This is a genomic window from Paenibacillus sp. FSL R7-0333 (assembly GCF_038000365.1).
GTDB classification, from domain to species: Bacteria; Bacillota; Bacilli; order Paenibacillales; family Paenibacillaceae; genus Paenibacillus_AQ; species Paenibacillus_AQ silagei.
This window is the reverse complement of the sequence record NZ_JBBOBZ010000001.1, coordinates 7,397,007-7,422,149: the sequence shown is the minus strand read 5'-3', so window position 1 is coordinate 7,422,149 and position 25,143 is coordinate 7,397,007. Positions and strand designations below refer to the sequence as shown.

Here is a 25,143-nt window from a genome sequence, read left to right as displayed (position 1 = left end):
GCTAAGCTTCCGATTTGAATGTCACCGTTGCAGGTGACGATTCTCCATAGAAAGGAGGTGATCCAGCCGCACCTTCCGATACGGCTACCTTGTTACGACTTCACCCCAATCATCTACCCCACCTTCGGCGGCTGGCTCCCTTGCGGGTTACCCCACCGACTTCGGGTGTTGTAAACTCTCGTGGTGTGACGGGCGGTGTGTACAAGACCCGGGAACGTATTCACCGCGGCATGCTGATCCGCGATTACTAGCAATTCCGACTTCATGCAGGCGAGTTGCAGCCTGCAATCCGAACTGAGACCGGCTTTGCTGGGATTGGCTCCACCTCGCGGCTTCGCTTCCCGTTGTACCGGCCATTGTAGTACGTGTGTAGCCCAGGTCATAAGGGGCATGATGATTTGACGTCATCCCCACCTTCCTCCGGTTTGTCACCGGCAGTCACTCTAGAGTGCCCAGCTCAACCTGCTGGCAACTAAAGTCAAGGGTTGCGCTCGTTGCGGGACTTAACCCAACATCTCACGACACGAGCTGACGACAACCATGCACCACCTGTCTCAACTTTCCCCGAAGGGCACCTGATGCATCTCTGCTTCGTTAGTTGGATGTCAAGACCTGGTAAGGTTCTTCGCGTTGCTTCGAATTAAACCACATACTCCACTGCTTGTGCGGGTCCCCGTCAATTCCTTTGAGTTTCAGTCTTGCGACCGTACTCCCCAGGCGGAGTGCTTACTGTGTTAACTTCGGCACCAAGGGTATCGAAACCCCTAACACCTAGCACTCATCGTTTACGGCGTGGACTACCAGGGTATCTAATCCTGTTTGCTCCCCACGCTTTCGCGCCTCAGCGTCAGTTACAGCCCAGAAAGTCGCCTTCGCCACTGGTGTTCCTCCACATATCTACGCATTTCACCGCTACACGTGGAATTCCACTTTCCTCTTCTGTACTCAAGTCACCCAGTTTCCAGTGCGACCTCAGGTTGAGCCCAAGGTTTAAACACCAGACTTAAATAACCGCCTGCGCGCGCTTTACGCCCAATAATTCCGGACAACGCTTGCCCCCTACGTATTACCGCGGCTGCTGGCACGTAGTTAGCCGGGGCTTTCTTCTCAGGTACCGTCACTCCGGCAGCAGTTACTCTACCGGACGTTCTTCCCTGGCAACAGAGCTTTACGATCCGAAAACCTTCATCACTCACGCGGCATTGCTCCGTCAGGCTTGCGCCCATTGCGGAAGATTCCCTACTGCTGCCTCCCGTAGGAGTCTGGGCCGTGTCTCAGTCCCAGTGTGGCCGTTCACCCTCTCAGGTCGGCTACGCATCGTCGCCTTGGTGGGCCGTTACCCCACCAACTAGCTAATGCGCCGCAGGCCCATCCCCAAGCAGCAGATTGCTCCGCCTTTCATTCTCTCTTCAGGAGAAAAAAGAAATTATCCGGTATTAGCTACCGTTTCCGGTAGTTATCCCAGGCTTGAGGGCAGGTTGCCTACGTGTTACTCACCCGTCCGCCGCTAAGTCTGAAAGGAAGCAAGCTTCCTTTCAGACTCCGCTCGACTTGCATGTATTAGGCATGCCGCCAGCGTTCGTCCTGAGCCAGGATCAAACTCTCCAAATTGGTATTTAGAAAGAGCGATTGCTCATTTTGAAACATCTGACGAGAATTTACATTCTCTAATTTTGGATCTCACCGAAGTGATTTCCAGATACTCACTCGTTGTTCAGTTTTCAAAGATCAAGCTCGTTGTTAGCGACGATGTCGTCGTCACCAGCAACTCTTATAATATATCATATCCAACCGATCAATGCAAGCTCTTTTTTTTAACTTCTTGTTCGAGCCAGGCGTTGATGTTTCGCGGCCAGAAATAGAATATATCACGGATTGAGATTCAATGCAAGCATTATTTCTAAATCATTATCTAAAGCTACGCTTCCCCTAACCGGCCCTAACCCGGCAAGCAAGTTAGCATAGCTCTACTCCTCTGTCCGCGTGCTTAAGCAATAATTTCTTGAATATGAAGCTCCCGTTCATTGATCAGATTAACGATATTTCCTTCAACCTGAACCATAGGTCTTGTCGGGTTGTTACGATCGGTAAAGATGATTTCCCCGTGACGCCCATCGCTGAGCCGTATCCGTGTACCGTTATATAGGTCTGTCGTCTTTTGAATGAAGGTCTGTACGATTACCGGATCGAGCTTCCCGAAGCTCTCCTTCTGCAGCTGCTCCAATACCAGATAAGGCGACTGTGCCTTTCTGTAGGCTTTTCCCAGCGTCATGGCATGGAAGATATCGGCGACTGCCACAATCTTGGCGTAGAAATGAATCTGGCTGCCATCCAGCCTAAGTGGATACCCTGAACCGTCTATCTTCTCATGGTGCTGCAAGGCGGCGAGTCTAACCCCTTCGTTAATGGCTGTAACATTGCGCAGCAGCTGATAACCGTATGTAGTGTGCCTGCGTACTTCGTCAATCTCTGCACCGCTTAGAGGGGTTGGCTTCTGCAGCAGCGCTTCGTCTACCTTAATGTTACCTATATCGTGCAGCAAGCCGGCAAAAGCAGCCTGCATCCAGTCCTTCTGCGGATATCCGCACCACTGGGCAATTCGATAGGAGGTCAGGGCAGACAAGACCGCATTATGATAGTTATATTCCTGGTCAATCAGCACACGCGGCGCAAACTTTAAGACATGGTAATCCTTCAAATGGGTAATCAGCAGCTCCAGTTGACTCCGCAGTTCGAAGATCGGAAGAGCCGCTGCGGCCGCTGCACGGTAGCTTTGCTTGATAAGCACCAGCATTTTCTCATACTCATCGTGAAGCGGAGAATTACTCTTGGCCAGCACCGACTCATTAATCAGAGCACCCGCCTTAGCCGCTTGCTGCTTCACTGCCGGTTTAGCGCTCTCTGCCGATTTGTCTTCCCCTTGTGCCCCTTCAATCTCAACCTGTCCGATCAAAAAAGCCTGCAAAATCTCAATATCCCGGGGGAGAATGATTTTGCCCTTCCCGAACAATACTCCTCCTAAAGGAGTAATTACATCCTTTATAATCTTTGAACCCGCTTTAATCTCTCCAACGGATATGTTTGGCATTAGCCCAAGCCCCTTTATGTCGGTGACACCTATGATGCTCTAATTATAGTATGGAACCCGGGAAGCGGCTAGATAGAGAATTCCCCGTTCATCAGTTAATAGAGTATAAAAAAAGAGCATGGATTTCTATACATCAGAAACCCATACTCTCCTGCAATCCTTATTCGAGGCTATCGTCTTCGTTCACGGCATCCGCTTCAGGCTGGCTAGCTTCAATTTCGCCTTCGTCTTCTACAGGAACTCCTTGAATGTCTTCGCCATCCTCATGCTCAGACAGCTCTTCATCCTCTTTGTCCGCTCTGCACAGTGTAGCTACAGCATCATCCTCACGGATATTAATCAGCTTAACGCCCTGCGCATAACGGCCCATGGTGGATATTCCGTCCATGCTGGTACGGATCAGGGTACCGCTGGTCGTAATAATCATCAGGTCCTCGTCCTGCTTGACGACCTTCAGCCCGACAACCGGTCCGTTCTTATCCGTAAGGTTAATGGTCTTGATGCCTTTACCGCCGCGGGTCTGGGACCGGTAGTCAGCAGCAGGTGTCCGCTTACCATAGCCCTTGGTGGTTACGATCAGCACCTCAAGCTCCTGGTCTACGCAGTCCATGCCAATAACATGGTCATTGGAATCAAGCGTGATTCCCTTAACCCCGGTAGCGCTGCGGCCCATGGAACGCACATCATTCTCCGAGAAGGTAATCGACATTCCGCGTGCAGTACCGATAATCAAATTCTGCTCACCGTCTGTCAGCTTCACCTCAATCAGTGAATCCTCCTCACGGAGATTGATTGCAATCAGGCCACCCTTACGGATGTTGTTGTAATCTTCCAGAGGCGTCTTCTTCACAATTCCCTCGCGGGTAGCGAAGAACAGGTACTTGTCACTGTCCGCTTCCTCTACCTGGATGACCGCGCTGATCTTCTCACCCTGCTCAATTTGAATCAGGTTGATGATCGGCGTTCCCCGGGCAGTGCGTCCAAGCTCCGGAATCTCATAGGCCTTAATCCGGTACACCTTACCCTTATCAGTGAAGAACATCAGGTAGTTATGGGAGTTGCTCACGAAGAGATGCTCCACAAAGTCCTGGTCCTTGGTGTCCATCCCGATGACACCGCGTCCGCCACGCTTCTGGCTGCGGTAGGTGTTGACCGGAAGACGTTTGATGTAACCGGTGTGGGTAATCGTGATAACAACCTCTTCACGCGGAATCAGATCCTCGTCAAGGATGCTTTCTTCCCCAACCGTAATTTCTGTACGGCGGTCATCGGAGTACTTATCCCGGATCTCCTGCAGCTCATTGCTGATAATATCCAGCACAAGATGCTCATTGGCCAGAATCTCACGGTATTCGGCAATTTTGGCCAAAAGCTCGTTATATTCGTTCTCGATCTTCTCGCGTTCCAGACCGGTCAGGCGCTGCATCCGCATATCGAGGATCGCCTGGGCCTGCTCTACGCTTAGACTGAAGGTCTCCATCAGACCTTCCCGGGCAATGTCGGTAGTGCGTGAGGCGCGGATCAGGGCAATGACCTCATCCAGATGATCCAGGGCAATACGCAGACCTTCCAGAATATGCGCCCGTGCTTCCGCCTTCTTAAGGTCGAAGATCGTCCGGCGGCGGATGACTTCGATCTGATGCTGCAGATAGTGATACAGCACATCGCGCAGATTCAGAATCTTCGGTTCATTGTTGACAATAGCCAGCATGTTGATCCCGAAGGTGGACTGCATAGAAGTATGCTTGTAGAGATTGTTGAGTACAACACTCGGATTCACATCCCGTCTCATTTCAACCACTACGCGCATTCCGTTACGGTCAGACTCATCACGCAGATCCGTTATGCCCTCGATGCGCTTCTCACGCACCAGCTCCGCAATCTTCTCCACGAGCCGGGCTTTGTTGACCTGGTAAGGAAGCTCATGCACAATAATCCGGGCCTTGCCGTTATTCTCTTCAATGACCGCTTTGGCACGCATGGTAACCGATCCGCGTCCAGTGCGGTAGGCCTGACGGATGCCTTCACGGCCCAGAATATATCCGGCCGTCGGGAAATCCGGGCCTTGAATATATTCCATAAGCTCCATAGGCGTAATATCAGGATTCTTAATCATCGCCTGCACACCGTCAATAACCTCACCGAGGTTATGCGGAGGAATGTTGGTTGCCATCCCCACCGCAATCCCGCCTACACCATTGACCAGCAGATTGGGATAACGCGCCGGCAAGACTACAGGCTCGTTCTCTTCACCGTCATAGTTGGGCGCGAAGTCAACGGTCTCCTTGTTCAGGTCACGTAGCATTTCTCCGGCAATTTTGGACAAACGTGCTTCTGTATAACGCATTGCAGCCGCCATGTCTCCGTCTATGGAACCGAAGTTACCATGACCGTCTACAAGCATATAGCGCATGGAGAAGTCCTGTGCCATACGTACCATTGTTTCATAGACTGCTGAGTCACCGTGTGGGTGATACTTACCGATAACCTCACCGACGATTCTCGCTGACTTCTTATGTGGCTTATCCGAGGACATACCAAGTTCCGACATCGCAAACAAAATGCGTCGGTGAACAGGCTTAAGTCCATCCCGCACATCCGGCAAAGCCCGGCTTACAATGATGCTCATTGCGTAATCCATAAAGGATTCGCGCATTTCCACGCCAATGTCCCGATCTTTGACTTGCGGGTTATTTTGTTCAGCCATGAGTTGGTGGACCTCCTTCAGTTAAAAACCGCTACCCTATATTATATTACTTTCACAAAACCAGCACAATTAAACATGATAGCCTGTTATCGTCTATATTGATTTTCTTTTAGTACGGATAAGGGTATACGCCCTCTCCGCTGCTGTCTTCAGTACATAGACTGTAGAGACAAGAGAATTGGCTTCATGCCCCTGTTTTCGTCCCAAAAAGCATAATCTCATATCCTTATATTATAACATTTTTTTGTTGGCTTGTCCTGAAAATTCGCTATGCGTAAAGAAACGGAGGCAGAACATGAAGATTCAACGCGTGTCCAGCAAATGGGCAAAAACGAAAGTCATTCTGCAAAACCGTCAGCTCTCGGTCTATATTCCGGAAACGCGCAAATACGGCCTGGAGGATCTGAAAGAAATGCTGCATCTGTATGGCACGGTATATATAAAGCCCGACCGCGGCACCTATGGCAGCGGAGTGATGAGAGCCGAGCAGAGGGTTGTACACTTAAGTCCCAGCGGGCAGCAGCCGGAGACCCGTGAACCGGAGACAGCAGCTGCAGGCATTGAAGCAGAAGTACCGGCAGAGCCGAAGCTGATGTATATTCTCAGGTATGCGAAGGACGCCGAGGTCTTTAATAGCCCTGAAGAGCTTCATGCCGCACTGGTACCCCGGATTAAAGACCGCAGCTATCTGGTCCAGCAGGGCATTGATCTGCTGCAGCATCAGGACCGTCCCTTCGACCTGCGGGTGCTTACCCAGAAGAATCCCCAGGGCAGCTGGGAGACTACAGGCATGCTTGGCCGGGTCGCCGCACCGCAGAAGGTGATCACGAATTATCACAGCGGGGGCAGTGTTTTTCCGGTAGATACCCTGTTCAAGGAGCATATGACCTCTGACGAAATGTCCGCAACTACCCAGCAGCTCAAATCGCTGGGCGTCCGAATCGGCGCGCAACTCGAAACGGCTTATCCAGGCCTTAAGGAGCTGGGGCTTGATGTCGCCATGGACCAGCATCACGATCTATGGCTGCTTGAAGTAAACACCTTACCCTCCATCATTGTCTTCAAATTGTTCCCGAACAAAGCAATTTACCGTAAAATCCACCGTTACGCTGTGGCCTATGGGCGGTTGAAGCCTAACCGGAAGTCCGTGACCAGCCGCCGCAAGCGAATATCGAACTTCTAGCTCTATGTATTCAAACGGCAGGCTATATACCCCTCTGTATTACTAAAAAACCTCCGGCTTCATCCGCAAGGGATAATCCGGAGGTTCGCTATGTGCGGCTTAAATATCCAGGTTCTTAACCGATTGCGCATGCTCCTGAATGAATTCACGGCGCGGTTCGACATTGTCACCCATCAGGGTATCAAAGATGCTGTCCGCCAGCATGGCATCCTCAATGGTCACCTGCAGCATGGTGCGGCTCTCAGGGTCCATCGTCGTGTCCCACAGCTGAGCGGCGTTCATCTCACCCAGACCTTTGTAGCGCTGAACATTAACCTTCACGTTCTCACCGAAGGCAGCAATGATCTCATCGCGCTCCTTCTCGGTCTGTGCATAGCGCACAACCTTGTTGCGCTCGATCTTGAAGAGCGGCGGCTGGGCGATATAGATATACCCTGCGTCAACAATCTTCCGCATGTAGCGGTAGAAGAAGGTCAGCAGCAGTGTTCGGATATGGGCGCCGTCGACGTCCGCATCCGTCATAATGACAACCTTGTGGTAACGCGCCTTCGAGAGGTCGAAATCATCGCTAATCCCGGTTCCGAGTGCGGTGATAATCGCCCGGATTTCCGCATTGGACAAGATCCGGTCCAGCCGGGCCTTCTCGACGTTCAGAATCTTACCGCGCAGCGGCAGGATCGCCTGAAAATGACGGTCCCGGCCTTGCTTGGCTGATCCGCCCGCCGAGTCACCTTCGACGATGTACAGCTCACTGATCGACGCATCCTTGGAGGAGCAGTCCGCCAGCTTACCCGGCAGGGCGCTGACTTCAAGCGCACTTTTGCGGCGGGTCAGCTCACGGGCCTTTTTGGCCGCTTCCCGGGCACGGGAAGCCTGCAATGACTTCTCCAGCACCTTGCGTGAGACGGCAGGGTTCTCTTCCAGGAACTCCTGCAGCTTCTCGCCGAACAGTGATTCTACAATCCCGCGGACTTCACTGTTGCCGAGCTTGGTCTTGGTTTGGCCTTCGAACTGCGGCTCAGGGATTTTGACGGAAATAATCGCCGTCAGACCTTCACGGACATCATCGCCGGTCAGATTCTGGCTGCTATCCTTGATCACGCCAGCCTTGCGTGCGTAATCATTAATGATCCGTGTCAAAGCGCTCTTGAAGCCGGATTCATGCGTTCCGCCCTCGTGGGTATTGATATTGTTGGCGAATGAATAGATATTCTCTGTATATGAATCGTTATATTGGAGAGCTACTTCAACCGCGATCATATCCCGTGAGCCTTCCACGTAGATCGGTTCCTCATGAAGAGCTTCTTTTTTCTCGTTAAGGTATTTCACATACTCCACAATACCGCCTTCATACTTGAACGTATTGTTGACTCCGGTCCGTTCATCCAGCAGTGACAGCTCAATGCCCTTGTTCAGGAAGGCCAGCTCTCGGATACGGGTAAGGAGCGTGGAGTATTCAAAAGTAGTGGTTTCGGTAAAAATATCCGGGTCCGGGTGGAAGGTGGTGGTGGTCCCCGTCTCCTCTGTATCCCCGATCACTCTGATGTCATATTGCGGCACGCCGCGGTTGTACTCCTGCTGATAGACATGCCCGTCACGCTTGACGGTCACTACTACCTTCTCGGACAAAGCGTTAACCACAGAGATCCCCACGCCGTGAAGACCGCCGGACACCTTGTATCCCCCGCCGCCGAACTTACCGCCTGCATGCAGGACAGTCATGACCACTTCAAGCGTGGACTTCTTCAGCTTGACGTTCTCACCGACAGGAATTCCCCGCCCGTTGTCAATAACAGTCACACTGTTATTCTCAGTAATTATGACTTGAATCCGGTCGCAAAAACCTGCCAGCGCCTCATCGATACTATTATCGACAACTTCCCAGACCAAATGATGCAGACCTTTTGAGCTGGTGGAGCCAATGTACATGCCGGGACGTTTCCGAACTGCTTCCAGCCCTTCCAGTACCTGAATCTGGCTCTCATCATATGTCGGTTGATTCATTGACATGCCTTCACCTACTTCTTTCAGATTATCTCTTGTAACTTACGAAACCTATATTTCTAACAAGATCTTGGCTCTTTTTTTGAGAGTGGAGGAGGAGATCGGGGAGTAGTAGACAGTATTCCTGGTCACGACAATAGACTTCGCTTCCTCTTCACCAATGCGTTCCAGCTTCTTATCCTGCTGGGAATGAGTCATAAACTGCTTCGATACCTTGGAGGACTTCTCAATCGATATATCAAATATAGCAATCAGCTCTGAGGATCGAATAATTTTTTCTCCGCCCAAATGAATATACATGGTCTTCCTCCGCTCTTTATAACCCCACTTTGCCGCCATGAACATGATACAGGATTGCACCCTTTAGTTTATCAGCGTTCAGTCCCTCAACACCGGTGGCAGTGATGAAGGTCTGCACCTTGCTCTGAAAGGTTTCGATAAGCTGGGTCTGACGATAGGGATCAAGTTCGGACAAAACATCATCAAGAAGCAGCACAGGGTATTCTCCGATCTCCTCATGGATCAGTTCAATTTCCGCCAGCTTGAGCGATAAAGCTGCCGTACGTTGCTGCCCTTGGGAACCGTAGACCTGAGCTTCTCTTCCGTTGATAAAAAAGGACAGGTCATCCCGATGGGGACCCGTCAGCGTCATGCCGCGCCTGATTTCCTGATCTCTTGTTTGTGATAACTTTAACATAAATTTGTCCAATAAGACAGCTTCATCTTCCTCTTCACGCTCACCAAACGAGGGGACATAGAGCAGCTTGAGCTCTTCTCCGCCGTTTGTGATGCCCCGGTGAATGCTTTCTGCCCATATCTGCAGCTTCTTTATGAATTGTTTCCTTTTTTTGACGATTTTAACACCATGTTCTACAAGTTGGGCATCCCAGATGTCCAGAAGCTCCCGACCGCCAGCCTCCTTGCCCCATAACTGCTTCAGCAAATTGCCCCGCTGGAGGAGGATTTTCTGGTACTGCTGCAGATGAAACAGGTAGCTCGGCTGAACCTGGCCAATCTCCATGTCAAGGAACCGGCGCCGGATGCCCGGGGTGCCTTTAACAATCTCCAGATCCTCCGGAGCAAACATTACAACGTTCAGCGAGCCTACGAATTCACTGAGCCGCCGTTGCTCCAGTCCGTTAATTCTGGCCTTCTTGCCCTGCGGGGACAGGGTCAGCTCCAGCTTAAGATCGCCGTATTTGCGCTCTACTTCAGCAACAATCTGTGCGGAGCCCGCCGGGGCATCGAAGGAGATCAGCTCCTTGTCCTTGGAGGTCCGGTGGCTTTTGGTCATCGCAAGGACAAACAAAGCCTCCATGAGATTGGTTTTGCCCTGGGCGTTCTGTCCGAGAATGAGATTCACATCGCCCAGATGCTCAAGACGCAGCAGCCCATAGTTGCGGTAATCCTGCAGTCCGATATTTTTGACAAACAAGAGCCTGTTCCTCCTTAGGGTTACTCCTCCTTGACGCCGCCGCCCTCAACTTCAAACACGCCGTTATCCTGTACCTCTATTCTATCACCCGGGTAGAGCTTCCGGCCACGGCGTTCTTCAACCTCTCCGTTCACCTGCACATGCCCTTCCTGCAGCAGCGCCTTGGCCATCCCCCCTGTGGATACACAATCGGAGAGCTTCAGGAACTGGTCGAGCTTAATATATCCACTGTGGATAACTATTTTTTTCATGTTTTTGATCCTCTCAGCCACTTATCCACATGTTCATGAACAGGGCGTTAATTAGTTGTCCGGTACGGCAGAATCACATACAGGCTGCGGCTCTCATCGAGCGGTCTGAGAATAATCGGGCTCATCATGCCGGTGAAGGCGATCACGAGCTGCTCACTCTCCACCACCTTCAGCACATCGAGCATATATTTGGAGTTGAAGGAGATGCGCAGCGGCTCGCCTTTGAAATCGATAACTTCCAGCTCTTCACGGACCTTCCCCAGCTCGGAGGAGCTGGAAGAGATCTCCACATCACCGTTTTCCAGGGTCTGCATCCGGACGATGTTCGTTTTCTCTTCGCGGGACAGCAAATAAGCACGGTCAATCGATTCGCTTAATTTTTTTGTGTCCAAAGTTAGTTCTGTTTTGTAGGTGGTTGGAATAATTCTAGAAGTATCCGGATAAATGCCATCCAGAATCCGCGAATAGAACAGCACTTTGTCGATTTTGAACAGCACCTGGTTATCGGCGACGACAATATCCACCAGCATATTCTGATCAGGGATAATTTTGCTCAGCTCGTTCAGCGTTTTGCCGGCAATGACAATATTCGCGAACTGGATATTCTCTGTGCCTTCCAAGTGTGCAGCTCTGGTTGCGAGCCGGTGGCGGTCGGTAGCCGTGAACTTGAATTCATTGTCGGCCAGATTCCACAGAATGCCTGTCAGGATCGGTGTGGTCTCTTGGGTGGAGATGGAGAAGGCAGTCTGCTTGATCATATTCTTCAGCAAATCACCGGGCATGGAGATGGTTTCATTCTCTTCAATGCTTGGCAGAACAGGGAATTCTTCAGGATCGAGGCCTACAATCTGAATCTCCGTAGAGCCGGAGGAAATGTAGGTCTGGAAGCCTTCCTTGACTTCCATGTGAATTTCTTTGGAGGGAAGCTTCTTGATAATCTCTACGAAAAATTTGGCGGGAAGCACTACGCTGCCCGGCTGCTCTACCTTGACGATCGTCTGGCTGTCATTCTCGGCAGGGATGAAGGACTGAATGGAAATATCCGTATCACTTGCAGTCAGTGTAACGCCCTGATGGCTAACCTCAAACTTAATACCGGTCAGAATAGGGATAGTTGTTCTGCTGGAGATTGCCTTGGAGACATGGCCGATGGATTCGTTAAGCTCGTTTTTGAGAATGCTGATTTTCATGATTTCACTCCTAGCTGAAAAATTGGGAAATGGGTGTACGTAAATGCTCTTTGAAACCTGCTCTTAGAAGATGAATTATTATAGTTATTTAATAGTATTAGTAGTAGGGGCTCCGTTTATGTGGATAAGTGGCTAAACAGCATAAAATTAAGCCTACCCACATGTGTATAGATTGTGTATAGGCTCTTTGTTCCTCTTAGGAAGGATTTTTAATTTTCTCCGAAAGATTATTTACCACTTTATAGAGCTCCTGGTCCACCTTTAATTGCTGCGTAATCTTCTCATGGGCATGGATAACGGTCGTATGGTCGCGTCCTCCGAAGGCCTCGCCGATCTTAGGAAGCGAATAATCCGTCAGCTCGCGGGAGAGATACATGGCAATCTGCCTTGGAAAAGCCACAGCCTTCGTGCGTTTCCGCGCTTTGAAGTCCTCCATGCGCAAATTGTAGTATTCACCGACTTTTTGCTGAATATCGTTAATGGTGATCATCTTCGGACGGCTCGAAGGGATGATATCCTTCAGCGCTTCGGCTGCCAGATGTGTCGTCACATCCTGGTTCGTCAGGGAAGAATAAGCCACTACGCGGATCAGCGCGCCTTCAAGCTCCCGGATATTCGTGTCGATCTGGTTGGCAATGTACATCATGGCTTCGTTCGGGATATCCAGGTTCTCCGCCTTGGCCTTCTTGCGTAGAATGGCAATCCGCGTCTCAAGATCGGGGGGCTGGATATCTGTGATCAGTCCCCATTCGAACCGGGAACGCAGCCGTTCTTCCAGAGTAGGAATTTCCTTGGGAGGCCGGTCGCTAGAGATGATAATTTGCTTGCGTTCTTCGTGAAGAGCATTGAACGTATGGAAAAATTCCTCCTGCGTGGACTCCTTGCCGGCCAGGAATTGGATGTCGTCAATCAGCAAAATGTCAACATTGCGGTACTTGTTGCGGAAGCTTTCGCCGCGGTTATCACGGATGGAGTTGATGAATTCATTCGTGAACTTCTCGGAGGAGATGTAAATCACCTTGTTGTTGGGGTTATGCTCCAGCACATAATGGCCGATCGCATGCATAAGGTGAGTTTTTCCGAGACCTACGCCTCCATACAGAAACAGAGGGTTATAGGCTTTGGCCGGCGCTTCGGCTACAGCAAGGGAGGCTGCATGCGCAAAACGGTTGCCTGAGCCGATCACGAATGTGTCGAAGGTGTATTTGGGATTGAGCAAATGAGTCTGTGCCTCTTCGCGCGAAACAACGGGAGTAGGCGCACTTTGCTGAACCACAGGCTCAGAGGGCTTGTTCTCCTCAATGACAAATTTGACTTCCACCTGCTGTCCGGTAACTTCATATACCGTTGCTCCTACCAGTTTGGTATAGCGACTTTCCAGCCATTCTACGGCAAAGGTTGTAGGCGCCGAGATGATAAGAGCCTGGGAATTGAATGTCGTGGCCTTGGTGGCCTTGAACCAGGTATCGAAGCTCGGCTTGCTTAGTTTGGTTTGAATAATCGATAATATTTGCTGCCATAATTCGGAAGTATGGCTGTCCACAGACTGTCACTCCTTTAAATCTTCCAAATGTGGCATCAGCCATGAAGTGGAAATGTCGAAGAAAATGGGTTGGTGATTAATCTTATCCCCAGTATGCAACTTCAAGAGACAAAAAAATATGGATAAATTTGAATTGTTCACAACTTTATCCACAGCTTGTTGATAATTTATTGAACAAACAAATCTATTCACATTCAAAAGTAATACTATCATAGCAAAACGCCCCTTATTTTTCAATGAGCGACGCCATTTTATCCACAAATTCAATCACTTGTGTATAATTTTTAGGCACACCACTACATATTGTTGATAATTTGTTTACCGTTCGACAATTTCCGCGACTGCGGCAATTTTTTTATACACAGGTTGTGCTCACCTGTGAGCAAAATTCGCCCGGAATTAATCACAGGTGGATAACTGGACAAGCCTGTGGATTATTATTTTGGATGTGTTCCTTTGTGGATAAGCGGTTAGGGTTAGGATTAGTGAAGAGGCGGGACACGCTGGGGATAAGATTCCGGATTCCGGCTGGTCCCAAAAATCGGGGGCACAAGTGGAGCAGCCGGAAAAAGAGGGAGAAAGAGACATGGTTGACTTTTGGCGCATTAATGTGTTTAAATATATAAAGGTGTTTTCTGTGAGGATATGTCTCCAAATTAAATTGATAATACTTGTAGATACTGTCCCTACTTTAAGGACGGCTTAGTCCGTTTCTGCTTATATGACAGTAATTATGTTCCTGTAAGGGAGGTGCAATACATGAGACCGACGTTCAGACCAAATGTGAGCAAACGCAAAAAGGTGCATGGTTTCCGCAAAAGAATGAGCACGAAAAACGGCCGCAAAGTGCTGGCAGCCCGCCGCTTGAAAGGCAGAAAAGTTTTGAGTGCGTAAGATAGGCCACTTTGGGACCACTGCTGTGGTCCTTTTTTACGCTTTATTTGCAGAATGCATCAGCTGTTTTTATTTCTCTTCTATATATAGCGCAGAATGGGATGATGCTCAGTGAGCAGAAACCCACGCATTACTTCTGCTGCTGCAACAATAAACGATAGGCTCTGCAGGGGATGTTAACGCTACTGCGGGGCTTTTTTTAAAGATATAAGAATTCAATTTCACTAGATTGTAGCTTCCACAAGCTGTCTATGTTTGTTGGCAGGGGATCTCCAGGGCCGGCGCAGTAACTGTTTATGGTCTCCCTTGAATGACAATACTAATTAGAAGATGAAATACCGGAGCCTGGAGCAATTCCGGTATTTGAATAGGAGATTTCCGTGCACAAAAGTTTACGATTACGAAACCGTGCCGACTTCAGCCGCGTATACCGCCATGGGAAGTCATTTGCGAATCATCAGTATGTGGTGTATTGGTTCCCCAGAAGAGAAGTGGAACGATTCCGGGTGGGCATATCCGTCAGCAAGAAGGTCGGGAATGCCGTAGTCCGCAACCGGATGAGAAGGCTGGTCAAGGAGATTGTCCGTCACCACGAGGCGGAAATTGCCGGCAATCTGGATATCGTTTTCATTGTCAGAAAAGGAGCGCTCTCCAAGGATTACTCCGAGCTGGAGAAAAGTGTGCTGCATGTGCTGCGCAAAGCCAAGCTGCTCAAGGCTTTACGCAAGTAAAAGAGCCTGAAGAGGGCTTGTTTATTTGTATCCATAATTATGTTATGATTTACGGTGCAATGGAATGTTTATGAGAGGGGTTTTGAAGTGTCTCTAATGAAGACTAAGCGAGGAAAAATGTTTCTTCTCCTCGGGTTAATGGTTCTAATGATCGCTGTTCTGTCGGGATGCTCTCCGTCTGCGACAACAGTGACGCACACTACGGAGGATTTGAAAAATGGAGGCTTCTGGCAGAGTAATGTTGTCTATTATTTCGCCTTAGCCCTGGATACTTTCGCCAAGTGGTTCAACGGCCAATACGGCTTTGCCGTTCTCGTGATGGTGATTATTGTCCGCACGCTGATTCTCCCGCTTACGATTAAGCAGGTGAAGAGCTCGCGTGCCATGCAGGCGATTCAGCCGGAACTTGAGAAGATTAAGAAGAAATATAAAGATGAGCCCGAAAAGGTACAGCAGGAAACGATGCGGCTGTTCCAGGAGAACAAGGTCAATCCAATGGCGGGCTGTCTGCCGCTGATCGTGCAAATGCCAATCTTTATTGCCCTATACAATTCCATCTACTACAACCCGGATCTCAGATTGCATGACTTCTTGTGGCTGCAGCTTGGCAAGCCCGACCACCTGTTCATTCTGCCGGTTCTCGCTGCCGCAACCACCTTCATTCAGACCCGCATGATGACCAAGATGAACCCGGTCCAACAGCAGGGTCCAATGCAGTTCATGATGATGGTCTATCCGGTTCTGATCTTCATCATGTCCTACAACTTCCCGGCTGCTCTGCCTCTGTACTGGGTATACAGCAATATTTACACCATTGTCCAGAACTACTTCCTGTACCGCAACAATGATAAGCACAAAGCAGCACTTGTTGCTGCCAATGCTACGGTAAGTGCAGGCAACAGCAAGGCCAAGGATGTTAACCTGACGAAAAGCAAGAACAGCAACTCTAACGCCCGCAAAGATGTAACTCCTGCTGCTAAAGGAAACGGAAGCAATGGGAAGAAGGGGGTCAAAAAGTCAAAATGAGCAAAGTCGTCGCGACAGGGAAAACCATTGAAGAAGCTGTAGAACGGGGACTTAATCAGCTTGGAGTTCACAAGGACCGGGTAACGGTCAACGTACTTGAACAGCCGTCAAAAGGATTCCTTGGATTGATCGGTGCGAAGGGTGCCAAGGTGGAATTGACCTTAATCCCGGAAGCCGCACCGGCATCAGCGGCGAGTGCTCCGCTACTGTCTCAGCAGACAACAAGAGAGAGCAATACAGAGGCGATCAGCGGTGTACCGCGCCAGGATTCCGGACACCCGGTAGAAGAAGCATACGGTCAGGCCGTTCATTTCATTGTAGATGTCGCCAAGAGCATGGGGCTTGAGGTGGAAGTTGAAATCGTTCATGCCAAGGAATCAACTGTTCTGCAAATTTCCGGTCCGGAGCTTGGGCTGCTGATTGGCAGAAGAGGACAAACTCTCGATGCTTTGCAGTATTTGGCTAATATTGTGGCCAACCGGTATTCTGACAGCTTCATCCGGCTCGTGCTGGATGCGGAGAATTTCCGGGAGCGCCGCAAGAAGACACTGGAGGAGCTGGCTGACCGTCTGGCCGGGCGTGTGGTGAGAACCCGCAAAGAGGTGGTCCTTGAGCCCATGTCCCCACAGGAACGCAAGATTATCCATTCCAGATTACAGGATCACAAGCAGGTGAACACCCTCAGCAAGGGTGAAGAGCCGAACCGCCGCGTCGTTATAACTTTGAAGTAGAACCATATGCCGCAATGACTCCTTGACCTATGCGAGGAGTCATTGTTTTTTTGAAGAGACCAAAACCAGAGGTGAATTACAAACATGCTTAGTGATACTATTGCCGCTGTATCGACAGCCTTGGGCGAGGGCGGTATTGCCATCATCCGGGTTAGCGGACCGCAGGCAATCCCCCAAGTGGCCCCTTTGTTCAAAAGCCGTATCCCCCTTACGGAAGCTGATTCTCATACGGTGCATTATGGACATATCGTAAGTCTGCAGGACGGGGAACAGCTGGAAGAGGTACTGGTAACCGTCATGAAGGGACCACGCTCCTTTACCACGGAGGATGTGGTGGAGATCAGCGCCCATGGCGGTGTAATCTCTGTAAGAAGAGTAATGGATCTGCTGCTGCAGCAGGACATCCGGCTGGCCGAGCCGGGAGAGTTCACAAAGCGTGCCTTTTTGGGCGGACGGATTGATCTCTCGCAGGCCGAGGCCGTAATTGATCTGATTCGTTCCAAATCGGACCGGGCCTTCTCGGTTGCCCTCAAGCAGGTTAGCGGCTCGTTATCCGCACGTATTCATGAGCTTCGGCACACGCTAATTGAGACACTGGCCCATATAGAAGTGAATATTGATTACCCCGAGCATGATGTGGAATCCTTAACTGCCGATTTCATCAAGGATAAGAGTCAAGAGGTTATGCAAGGCATAGATAAGCTGCTTCGAACCGCCAATGAAGGAAAGATTCTGCGCGAAGGGATTACGACAGCTATTGTGGGCAGGCCCAATGTCGGGAAGTCCTCACTGCTGAACGCGCTTGCCCGCGACAACAAGGCGATTGTGACCGACATTCCGGGAACAACGCGTGATGTGATAGAAGAGTATGTAACGATTAATAATATTCCGCTGAAGCTGCTGGATACTGCCGGTATCCGTGAGACGATGGATGTGGTGGAGAGAATCGGTGTGGAGCGCTCGAAGGCGGCTTTCAGCGATGCGGATCTGATTCTGCTGGTGCTGAATGCCAATGAGGAGCTTCATGAGGATGAACTGGCACTGATGGAACAAATCCACGGTAGACAAGCGCTGGTCATCATGAATAAAATGGACTTACCGTCCCGTCTGGACACGGGGAAGCTGCGCTCCTTTTTCGCTGAAGCGAGTATTGTACCGATGTCGGTGCTGGAAGAGGAAGGACTCGATAGACTGGAAGAGGCGATCTCCGCACTGTTCTTCGGAGGCAAGCTGGAATCTGGCGATCTGACTTATGTAAGCAATGTAAGGCATATAGCCTTGCTTAAGAAGGCACATAAATCATTACAGGATGCCTATGAGGCAGCGGAGATGCTGATTCCTATAGATATGATACAGATTGATGTACGTCTGGCCTGGGAGCAGCTCGGAGAGATTATTGGAGATACGGCGGCTGATTCGCTGCTGGACCAGATCTTCTCGCAATTCTGCTTGGGCAAATAAGAAGGAGGAACCGTTATGAATTATGATGGAGGCAGCTATGATGTTATCGTCATCGGCGCCGGTCATGCCGGCTGCGAAGCAGCTCTGGCTGCTGCACGGATGGGCTGCCGCACACTGATGATCACAATTAACCTGGATATGGTGGCCTTCATGCCATGTAATCCATCGATTGGCGGACCCGCCAAGGGCCATGTGGTGCGTGAAATTGATGCACTCGGCGGAGAAATGGGCCGCAATATAGACAAGACCTTCATTCAACTGCGAATGCTTAATACAGGCAAGGGGCCTGCGGTTCATGCTCTGCGTGCACAAGCCGACAAGTTCCTCTATCAGCACGCGATGAAAGAAACGATGGAAAAGACTCCTAACCTGACTCTGCGCCAGGGGATGGTGGAGGAGCTGATCGTCGAAGACGGACGCTGCGCCGGAGTGGTGACGAAGACAGGGACGGTGTATCACAGCAAGACCGTTATTTTGACAACGGGAACCTACCTGCGCGGCAAAGTGATCATGGGTGAGCTGACATATGAGAGCGGACCAAATAATCAGCAGCCGTCTGTACGCCTGTCCGAGAATCTGCGCGAACTGGGGTTCGATTTGGTCCGCTTCAAGACCGGAACGCCGCCGCGTGTCCACAAGGATTCGATTGATTTCTCCAAGACAGAAATCCAGCCGGGCGATGAGAAGCTGAAATTCTTCTCTTTTGAAACCAAATCCTCGGATAATGAACAGTTGCCTTGCTGGCTGACCTACACCTCCCCGGTTACTCACCAGATCATTAATGACAATCTGCACCGGGCCCCTATGTTCACGGGTATTATTGAAGGAACGGGTCCGCGTTATTGCCCTTCCATTGAAGATAAGGTTGTCCGGTTCAGTGATAAATCACAGCATCAGATCTTCCTGGAGCCGGAAGGTAAAAACACATCGGAATACTATGTACAGGGTCTGTCGACAAGCCTTCCTGAGGATGTGCAGCTGGCGGTTCTGCGGTCTATTCCCGGAATGGAGAAGGTAGAGATGATGCGCAACGGCTATGCCATTGAATATGATGCCATGGTTCCGACGCAGCTCTGGCCGTCTCTGGAAACCAAACGTCTGCCGGGACTATTCACTGCGGGACAAATCAACGGGACCTCCGGTTATGAAGAAGCGGCAGGGCAGGGGGTTATTGCCGGTATCAATGCAGCGCGTAAAGTGCAGGAGAAAGAGCCAGTGGTGCTGGATCGTTCGCAGGGCTATATTGGCGTTCTGATCGATGATCTGGTCACTAAGGGAACGAATGAGCCTTATCGCCTGCTGACTTCCCGTGCGGAATACCGGCTGCTACTCCGTCATGATAATGCAGATCTCCGCCTGACACCAATCGGCTATGACATTGGGCTGATTACAGAGCAGCGCTATGAAGCCTTCCTGGATAAGAAGGGCCGGGTCGACCGTGAGATTATCCGTCTGCAGGAGACGAAGATTAAGCCGGTTCAAGTGAATGAAGCTCTAGCCAGTTATGGATCTGCACCGATTGTTGACGGAAGCAATCTGCTGACCTTAATGCGGCGCCCTGAGCTAGCCTACAGCTTCGTGGATCTGATCTCTCCTTCTCCAGAAGAGCTGGATGAAGAGATGAAGGAGCAGGTGGAGATTCAGATTAAGTATGCCGGCTATATCGAGAAACAGCTTCTGCATGTGGAGAAGCTTCAGAAGATGGAGAAGAAGAAGATTCCTGACGACATCAACTATAATGAGATTCATGGACTGGCCATGGAGGCCCGGCAAAAGCTGACCAAAATCGCTCCAATCTCCATTGGGCAGGCTTCACGTATCGGAGGCGTTACCCCGGCAGATATCTCGATTCTGCTGGTCTATCTGGAGCACTACAACCGTGTAACAGCGGCGAAAGGATAATCTATGGATACAACGGTAGCTGAGTTCACCGACCTGCTCAAGGAGCATGGGCTGGAACTCTCAATGAAGCAGCTGGAACAATTCGAACTCTATTATCAGGAGCTGGTCTCCTGGAATGAGAAGATGAATCTAACCGGGATCACAGAGCGGAGCCAGGTATATACCAAGCACTTCTATGATTCTTTATCTTTAGCCTTCTATGTGAATATGCAGGAGACGAAGAGTCTTGCTGATATTGGTTCAGGGGCAGGGTTCCCTGGTATTCCGCTGAAAATATGCTTCCCGGATCTTAAGCTGACGATTGTGGATTCACTTAGCAAACGGATCACTTTCCTGCAGCATGTTTGTGATACCCTGGGATTGAAGGGTGTACAGCTCATTCACGGCCGGGCAGAGGATGTCGCCAGACAGTTTGTTCACCGGGATGCTTATGATGTAGTCACTGCCCGTGCGGTGGCCCGCTTATCGCTTCTGAATGAATTCTGTCTGCCATTCACCCGCAAGGACGGTATCTTCGCTGCCATGAAGGGGAGCGATCCGACGGAGGAACTGCAAGAAGCCAAGCGCAGCTTCAAGGAGCTGCGTGCTGAACTGCACAAGGTAGAATCCTTCAGTCTGCCGGTGGAAGAATCTTCCCGGCATATCATTCTTGTACGTAAGACTGGGGCCACACCATCCAAGTATCCGCGCAAGCCCGGCGTACCTGCGAAGTCGCCGCTCATCTAATTGTTTCACGTGAAACAACAATTGACAGTCTTCTGTTATACTGGACCAAGCTCATCTTTGATGAGCTTGGTCTTTTTTTTTGGAAAGCAGGGTATGTTCAGGCTGGTTTGCAGGAAAAATAGGTCATTATGGAGAATAGGATTATTAGCAGAAAAGTGATAGAATAATATAGTAAGACTTTTAATAGATAAGATCAGAATGAATGCCAGGCCGTCTTTTAAGAGAAGTGGCTCAGAATGACTTAGGGATACTTTTCTTACGCTGTACGATAAGCTTTTCGCATGAAAGGTTAAGAGGATCGTACTATAACGAAATTAGGTGGTTATGAACGGAATGAAAGAACAATTCACCAAGCTTTTTGGATTTACCGAGCGGAGCAGCGGAGAAGAGATCAAACAAATCCCGGTTCATGAGGTCATCAGCAGTCCGTATCAGCCACGGACGATTTTCGATGATGAGAAGATCGACGAGTTGTGTCAGACTATCAAAACTCATGGCGTGATCCAGCCGATCGTTGTGCGTATGCGTGATTCCCAGTATGAGATTATTGCAGGCGAAAGACGCTGGCGGGCAGTTAAAAAGCTGGGCATGGACACCATTCCGGCGCTTGTCCGCGAATTCAATGATTCACAGGCTGCATCGATCGCACTGATAGAGAACTTGCAGCGTGAGGGCTTAACCTCTATTGAAGAGGCGATCGCGTATCAGAAGCTGATTGACTTGCATCAATTGACCCAGGAGAGTCTGGCTCAGCGGCTTGGCAAAAGCCAATCCACCATTGCCAACAAAATCCGCTTGCTGAATTTGCCTGAACAGGTCAAAACTGCTTTAATGGAAAGAAAAATCACCGAGCGTCATGCACGCTCGCTCTTGTCGCTGGACACTGAGGAGATGCAGCTTAAGGTTCTGGCTGAGGTTATTTCCAAGGAATTGAATGTAAAACAAACAGAAGCACGTATCGCCTTCTACAAGGCCGTTACCCAGACCAAAAAATCAAAACGGACCTCCTATACCAAAGATGTCCGTCTCGCTCTTAATACAATTCGTCAATCTATAGACATGGTGACCGGCTCAGGAATGGAGATTAAGACCTCCGAGAATGACCGCGGAGATCATTATGAGATTGTGATCCAAATTCCAAAACGATAACGGCAACAAAAGCTGAAGGCGGCCCTGAGGTGTTGGCCGCCTTTTCTATGACTAGCTCCGAACGTTATCACATATACACTCTAAGGATAAGTTGTTGTCTATTTGCTTATTTGCCTACATCTCCGCAAACGTGATGCCGTAGATCCAGATTATTATGCCGTTAACAGCTAAGAACTACAAGATGATTCTTTCTAAACAATTCGAGGTGAAATAAGTGTCCAAGATTATTGCCATAGCAAATCAAAAAGGCGGGGTAGGTAAAACAACAACCTCTGTGAACCTGGGTGCCAGCATGGCTACTCTGGGGAAGAGAGTGCTGCTTGTTGATATTGATCCGCAAGGCAACACTACGAGCGGCGTTGGCGTCAACAAAGCGGATGTAGAGAATTGCATTTACGATATTCTTATTAATGAAGTGAATCCGCAGGATACAATACAGGAGACCCGGATTGAGGGCCTTCATATTATTCCGGCAACCATTCAGCTGGCAGGAGCAGAGATCGAGCTGGTCTCTACGATATCGCGGGAACTGAAGCTGAAGAAGGCACTGAATGCAGTGAAGGCGAATTATGATTACATTATCATAGATTGCCCGCCATCATTAGGGATTCTTACCATTAACTCTCTAACGGCTGCTGACTCAGTGATTATCCCTATACAATGCGAATATTATGCGCTTGAAGGATTAAGCCAGCTGCTCAACACTGTAAGACTGGTTCAGAAGAATCTTAATCCGCATCTCAAAATAGAGGGAGTATTGCTCACGATGCTGGATGCCCGGACGAACCTCGGGATCCAGGTTATCGAAGAAGTGAAAAAATATTTCCAGGAAAAGGTATACAGAACGATTATCCCGCGTAATGTACGCCTAAGCGAAGCCCCTTCACATGGACAGTCAATTATTACCTACGATTCCCGTTCCAAGGGAGCGGAAGTATATTTAGAGTTGGCAAAGGAAGTGATCTCTTATGAGTAAGCGTTTGGGGAAAGGCTTGGATGCATTAATACCTTCTCTGTCGATCAATGAAGACGATAAGGTAGTAGAGATTCCGTTGACGCAGCTTAGAGCCAATCCTTATCAGCCGCGCAAGGATTTCAATGAAGAGGCCATTCAGGAGCTTGCAGAATCCATAAGACAGCATGGTGTGATCCAGCCGATCATTGTTCGCAGTGTTTTGAAAGGGTATGAGATTATTGCCGGGGAACGCAGATTCAGGGCCTCGCAATATTGCGGCAAAGCTACAATTCCGGCAGTGGTCCGCAGCCTCAGTGATCAGCAGGTGATGGAGATTGCCCTGATCGAGAACCTGCAGCGTGAGAATCTTAACGCAATGGAAATAGCGGTTGCTTATCAAGGACTGATGGATCAATTCTCACTAACTCAGGAAGAGCTTTCTCTTAAAGTCGGAAAGTCCAGATCGCATATCGCCAACTTTTTGCGGCTGCTTAGCTTACCAGAAGAAGTGAAGGATTATGTTTCACGTGGAACAATTTCGATGGGGCATGCCCGGGCAATTGTGGCTCTGAAAGATCCGGAGGTCATCAAGCAATTGGCTGCTCAGTGTGTGGAGCTTCAGTGGAGTGTTAGAGAACTGGAAGAGGTAGTGAAGAATCTCGACCGCAAACCAGCTAATGGAATTAAGGCCAAGGTTGTGAAACGTGATCCTTATATTGATAATGTAGAGGAAGTATTACGGGAGCGATTCAAGACAACAGTCAAAATTAAACAAGGCAAGGAAAAAGGGAAAATCGAATTAAACTATTACAGTGCCCAGGACCTGGAAAGATTGCTGGAGCTGCTGGGGAACTGATTTGGATATTTGTACCGAAGACATATCCTGAGATATCCTTAATACGGATATGGAGGGGTATGTTTTTTAAATCGAAAAGAGGGAGGGTGGAAGATGGAGAGGCTGGTATATCTCGATCACGCAGCTACTTCGTGGCCCAAGCCGCCGGAGGTGGCTGCAGCTATGGTGGAGGCCTTGGAACAGTCAGGGGCCAATGCCGGGCGGGGCAACCACTCACTGGCTATCGGGACGGGGCGGGTATTAGTTCGTGCACGAATGCTGCTGGCGGAGTTGTTTGGTATAGCGAATGCTCAGGATATCGCGTTCACCCATAACACAACTATGGGGCTAAATATGGCTATTAAGGGTACACTTCAACCAGGGGATCATGTCGTTTCAACGATGACGGAGCATAACTCAGTGCGCAGACCCTTGGAGTATTTGCGCCGGAGCATCGGGATTGAAGTGGATTATATACAGGCGGACCGCGAGGGCCAAATCAGTCTTCACGAGCTTCAGCGTTCTCTGCGTCCAAACACCCGGATGGTGATCTGCAATCACAGTTCCAATCTGCTGGGAAGTATTCTGCCTATTGGGGATATCGGTGACATAGTGAAATCGCATGGGGCTGTGTTCCTGGTAGATGCCGCTCAAAGTGCAGGGGCGCTTAATATTGATGTGGCGGCTATGAACATTGATCTGCTGGCATTTCCGGGACATAAAGGGCTGCTCGGTCCGCAAGGAACCGGGGGGCTGTATATCTCTCCTGGGCTGGATCTGGAACCGCTGATGCATGGAGGGACTGGCAGTCAGTCGGAGAACAGCGAGCAGCCAAGTGTTCGCCCGGACCGTTATGAGGCAGGGACACAGAATGCCGTTGGAATAGCCGGTCTGCTGGCTGGCGTGAAGGCGGTTAAGGCGCTGGGAGTGGAACAGATTCATATGCAGGAATGGAAGCTGACACAGCTGTTGATGGAGGGCTTGGCTGCTATTCCGGGCATGCGGATTCTGGGCCCGGAACTGGGCGCTCCGCGCAGCGGAATTGTGGCTTTTGTCGTAGAGGGGCAGGAGTCGGCGCATATTGCCCACCGGCTGGACCGCGAATACCAGATTGCTGTACGGGCAGGAATGCACTGTACACCGCTGGCCCATCAAGCAGCGGACACTCTGGCTAGCGGAGCGGTAAGGGCGAGTGTGGGAGTGAGTTCCACGGAAGCGGATGTTCAGCGGCTGCTATTAGCCATGGACGAAATGTACGGCGTATCGCGTTCAAGCTAATAAGTGGATAAGGATTCAGGTGGATTATACAGGTCGGTGTCGTTACAGCGTGGG

The 25,143-nt window shown here is 50.0% G+C and carries 20 protein-coding genes and 1 rRNA gene; 12 read left to right on the top strand and 9 right to left on the bottom strand.

Going from position 1 to position 25,143, the window contains the following annotated elements; genetic code table 11:
• Positions 1-50 precede the first annotated feature (50 nt).
• The 3 genes from MKY86_RS31955 to gyrA all read right to left on the bottom strand — a co-directional run bounded on the left by MKY86_RS31955 (position 51) and on the right by gyrA (position 5,795).
• Positions 51-1,611 (bottom strand): 16S ribosomal RNA (locus MKY86_RS31955).
• A gap of 376 nt (positions 1,612-1,987) precedes the next feature.
• Entirely contained in the window at positions 1,988-3,088 is a 1,101-nt protein-coding gene (locus MKY86_RS31950) for an HD-GYP domain-containing protein (protein WP_036728078.1), read from the bottom strand.
• Between the two features lie 160 nt (positions 3,089-3,248).
• Complete coding sequence (gene gyrA, locus MKY86_RS31945) at positions 3,249-5,795, bottom strand: DNA gyrase subunit A (protein ID WP_076081923.1); 2,547 nt, start codon at positions 5,793-5,795, stop codon at positions 3,249-3,251.
• 295 nt (positions 5,796-6,090) lie between these two features.
• Between gyrA and MKY86_RS31940 the strand changes: the two genes are divergently transcribed.
• Complete coding sequence (locus MKY86_RS31940) at positions 6,091-6,978, top strand: YheC/YheD family protein (RefSeq protein ID WP_076081922.1); 888 nt, start codon at positions 6,091-6,093, stop codon at positions 6,976-6,978.
• Between the two features lie 99 nt (positions 6,979-7,077).
• Here the strand turns inward: MKY86_RS31940 and gyrB are convergent, their stop codons facing one another.
• From gyrB to dnaA, 6 genes are all read right to left on the bottom strand, one after another.
• Complete coding sequence (gyrB, locus tag MKY86_RS31935; RefSeq protein WP_036728073.1) at positions 7,078-8,988, bottom strand: DNA topoisomerase (ATP-hydrolyzing) subunit B; 1,911 nt, start codon at positions 8,986-8,988, stop codon at positions 7,078-7,080.
• A 45-nt stretch (positions 8,989-9,033) separates the two neighbouring features.
• Entirely contained in the window at positions 9,034-9,282 is a 249-nt protein-coding gene (gene remB, locus MKY86_RS31930) for an extracellular matrix regulator RemB (protein WP_036728071.1), read from the bottom strand.
• A 16-nt stretch (positions 9,283-9,298) separates the two neighbouring features.
• On the bottom strand, positions 9,299-10,417 hold the full coding sequence (recF, locus tag MKY86_RS31925) for a DNA replication/repair protein RecF (protein WP_036728069.1): 1,119 nt from the start codon (positions 10,415-10,417) through the stop codon (positions 9,299-9,301).
• 20 nt (positions 10,418-10,437) lie between these two features.
• Positions 10,438-10,668 carry a S4 domain-containing protein YaaA gene (yaaA, locus tag MKY86_RS31920; protein ID WP_076081921.1) on the bottom strand — a complete coding sequence of 77 codons (231 nt, stop codon included), beginning with the start codon at positions 10,666-10,668 and terminating at the stop codon, positions 10,438-10,440.
• 47 nt (positions 10,669-10,715) lie between these two features.
• Positions 10,716-11,858, bottom strand: coding sequence for a DNA polymerase III subunit beta (gene dnaN / locus MKY86_RS31915; RefSeq protein WP_036728067.1), 1,143 nt, complete (start codon positions 11,856-11,858; stop codon positions 10,716-10,718).
• A 196-nt stretch (positions 11,859-12,054) separates the two neighbouring features.
• Complete coding sequence (gene dnaA / locus MKY86_RS31910) at positions 12,055-13,401, bottom strand: chromosomal replication initiator protein DnaA (RefSeq protein ID WP_036728066.1); 1,347 nt, start codon at positions 13,399-13,401, stop codon at positions 12,055-12,057.
• A gap of 759 nt (positions 13,402-14,160) precedes the next feature.
• On the opposite strand from dnaA, the gene rpmH reads away from it, so the two are divergent.
• The 11 genes from rpmH to MKY86_RS31855 all read left to right on the top strand — a co-directional run bounded on the left by rpmH (position 14,161) and on the right by MKY86_RS31855 (position 25,089).
• Positions 14,161-14,295, top strand: coding sequence for a 50S ribosomal protein L34 (gene rpmH / locus MKY86_RS31905; protein WP_039295761.1), 135 nt, complete (start codon positions 14,161-14,163; stop codon positions 14,293-14,295).
• 380 nt (positions 14,296-14,675) lie between these two features.
• A complete protein-coding gene (gene rnpA / locus MKY86_RS31900) occupies positions 14,676-15,026 on the top strand; it encodes a ribonuclease P protein component (protein WP_076081920.1) in 351 nt (116 codons plus the stop codon).
• 87 nt (positions 15,027-15,113) lie between these two features.
• Complete coding sequence (locus MKY86_RS31895) at positions 15,114-16,052, top strand: YidC/Oxa1 family membrane protein insertase (protein ID WP_076081919.1); 939 nt, start codon at positions 15,114-15,116, stop codon at positions 16,050-16,052.
• Complete coding sequence (jag, locus tag MKY86_RS31890) at positions 16,049-16,783, top strand: RNA-binding cell elongation regulator Jag/EloR (protein WP_036699874.1); 735 nt, start codon at positions 16,049-16,051, stop codon at positions 16,781-16,783. The genes MKY86_RS31895 and jag overlap by 4 nt, the downstream gene beginning before the upstream one ends.
• 84 nt (positions 16,784-16,867) lie before the next feature.
• Positions 16,868-18,244: a tRNA uridine-5-carboxymethylaminomethyl(34) synthesis GTPase MnmE gene (gene mnmE / locus MKY86_RS31885; protein WP_076081918.1), complete on the top strand. Its 1,377-nt coding sequence runs from the start codon at positions 16,868-16,870 to the stop codon at positions 18,242-18,244.
• A gap of 15 nt (positions 18,245-18,259) precedes the next feature.
• The gene (mnmG, locus tag MKY86_RS31880; protein ID WP_076081917.1) at positions 18,260-20,146 is read left to right on the top strand and encodes a tRNA uridine-5-carboxymethylaminomethyl(34) synthesis enzyme MnmG; all 1,887 of its coding nucleotides are present in this window, start codon (positions 18,260-18,262) and stop codon (positions 20,144-20,146) included.
• A 3-nt stretch (positions 20,147-20,149) separates the two neighbouring features.
• Complete coding sequence (gene rsmG, locus MKY86_RS31875) at positions 20,150-20,872, top strand: 16S rRNA (guanine(527)-N(7))-methyltransferase RsmG (protein WP_076081916.1); 723 nt, start codon at positions 20,150-20,152, stop codon at positions 20,870-20,872.
• Positions 20,873-21,205: 333 nt separating this feature from the next.
• Positions 21,206-22,021, top strand: a complete 816-nt coding sequence (gene noc, locus MKY86_RS31870; RefSeq protein WP_036728058.1) for a nucleoid occlusion protein — start codon at positions 21,206-21,208, stop codon at positions 22,019-22,021.
• A gap of 214 nt (positions 22,022-22,235) precedes the next feature.
• Complete coding sequence (locus MKY86_RS31865) at positions 22,236-22,997, top strand: ParA family protein (RefSeq protein WP_076081915.1); 762 nt, start codon at positions 22,236-22,238, stop codon at positions 22,995-22,997.
• Positions 22,990-23,832 (top strand): ParB/RepB/Spo0J family partition protein, encoded by an 843-nt coding sequence (locus tag MKY86_RS31860; RefSeq protein ID WP_036728055.1) that lies wholly within the window; start codon positions 22,990-22,992, stop codon positions 23,830-23,832. Before MKY86_RS31865 ends, MKY86_RS31860 begins: the two co-directional genes overlap by 8 nt.
• A gap of 93 nt (positions 23,833-23,925) precedes the next feature.
• Positions 23,926-25,089 carry an aminotransferase class V-fold PLP-dependent enzyme gene (locus MKY86_RS31855; protein ID WP_076081914.1) on the top strand — a complete coding sequence of 388 codons (1,164 nt, stop codon included), beginning with the start codon at positions 23,926-23,928 and terminating at the stop codon, positions 25,087-25,089.
• Positions 25,090-25,143: the final 54 nt, after the last annotated feature.

What these genes read in the sequence shown, in the direction of transcription:
- MKY86_RS31855 (WP_076081914.1), top strand. Translation starts at nt 23,926, where the DNA reads ATGGAGAGGCTGGTATATCTCGATCACGCAGCTACTTCGTGGCCCAAG.
- MKY86_RS31950 (WP_036728078.1), bottom strand. Translation starts at nt 3,088, where the DNA reads ATGCCAAACATATCCGTTGGAGAGATTAAAGCGGGTTCAAAGATTATA.
- mnmE (WP_076081918.1), top strand. Translation starts at nt 16,868, where the DNA reads ATGCTTAGTGATACTATTGCCGCTGTATCGACAGCCTTGGGCGAGGGC.
- gyrA (WP_076081923.1), bottom strand. Translation starts at nt 5,795, where the DNA reads ATGGCTGAACAAAATAACCCGCAAGTCAAAGATCGGGACATTGGCGTG.
- remB (WP_036728071.1), bottom strand. Translation starts at nt 9,282, where the DNA reads ATGTATATTCATTTGGGCGGAGAAAAAATTATTCGATCCTCAGAGCTG.
- yaaA (WP_076081921.1), bottom strand. Translation starts at nt 10,668, where the DNA reads ATGAAAAAAATAGTTATCCACAGTGGATATATTAAGCTCGACCAGTTC.
- MKY86_RS31860 (WP_036728055.1), top strand. Translation starts at nt 22,990, where the DNA reads ATGAGTAAGCGTTTGGGGAAAGGCTTGGATGCATTAATACCTTCTCTG.
- dnaN (WP_036728067.1), bottom strand. Translation starts at nt 11,858, where the DNA reads ATGAAAATCAGCATTCTCAAAAACGAGCTTAACGAATCCATCGGCCAT.
- rsmG (WP_076081916.1), top strand. Translation starts at nt 20,150, where the DNA reads ATGGATACAACGGTAGCTGAGTTCACCGACCTGCTCAAGGAGCATGGG.
- MKY86_RS31940 (WP_076081922.1), top strand. Translation starts at nt 6,091, where the DNA reads ATGAAGATTCAACGCGTGTCCAGCAAATGGGCAAAAACGAAAGTCATT.
- jag (WP_036699874.1), top strand. Translation starts at nt 16,049, where the DNA reads ATGAGCAAAGTCGTCGCGACAGGGAAAACCATTGAAGAAGCTGTAGAA.
- mnmG (WP_076081917.1), top strand. Translation starts at nt 18,260, where the DNA reads ATGAATTATGATGGAGGCAGCTATGATGTTATCGTCATCGGCGCCGGT.
- noc (WP_036728058.1), top strand. Translation starts at nt 21,206, where the DNA reads ATGAAAGAACAATTCACCAAGCTTTTTGGATTTACCGAGCGGAGCAGC.
- gyrB (WP_036728073.1), bottom strand. Translation starts at nt 8,988, where the DNA reads ATGTCAATGAATCAACCGACATATGATGAGAGCCAGATTCAGGTACTG.
- rpmH (WP_039295761.1), top strand. Translation starts at nt 14,161, where the DNA reads ATGAGACCGACGTTCAGACCAAATGTGAGCAAACGCAAAAAGGTGCAT.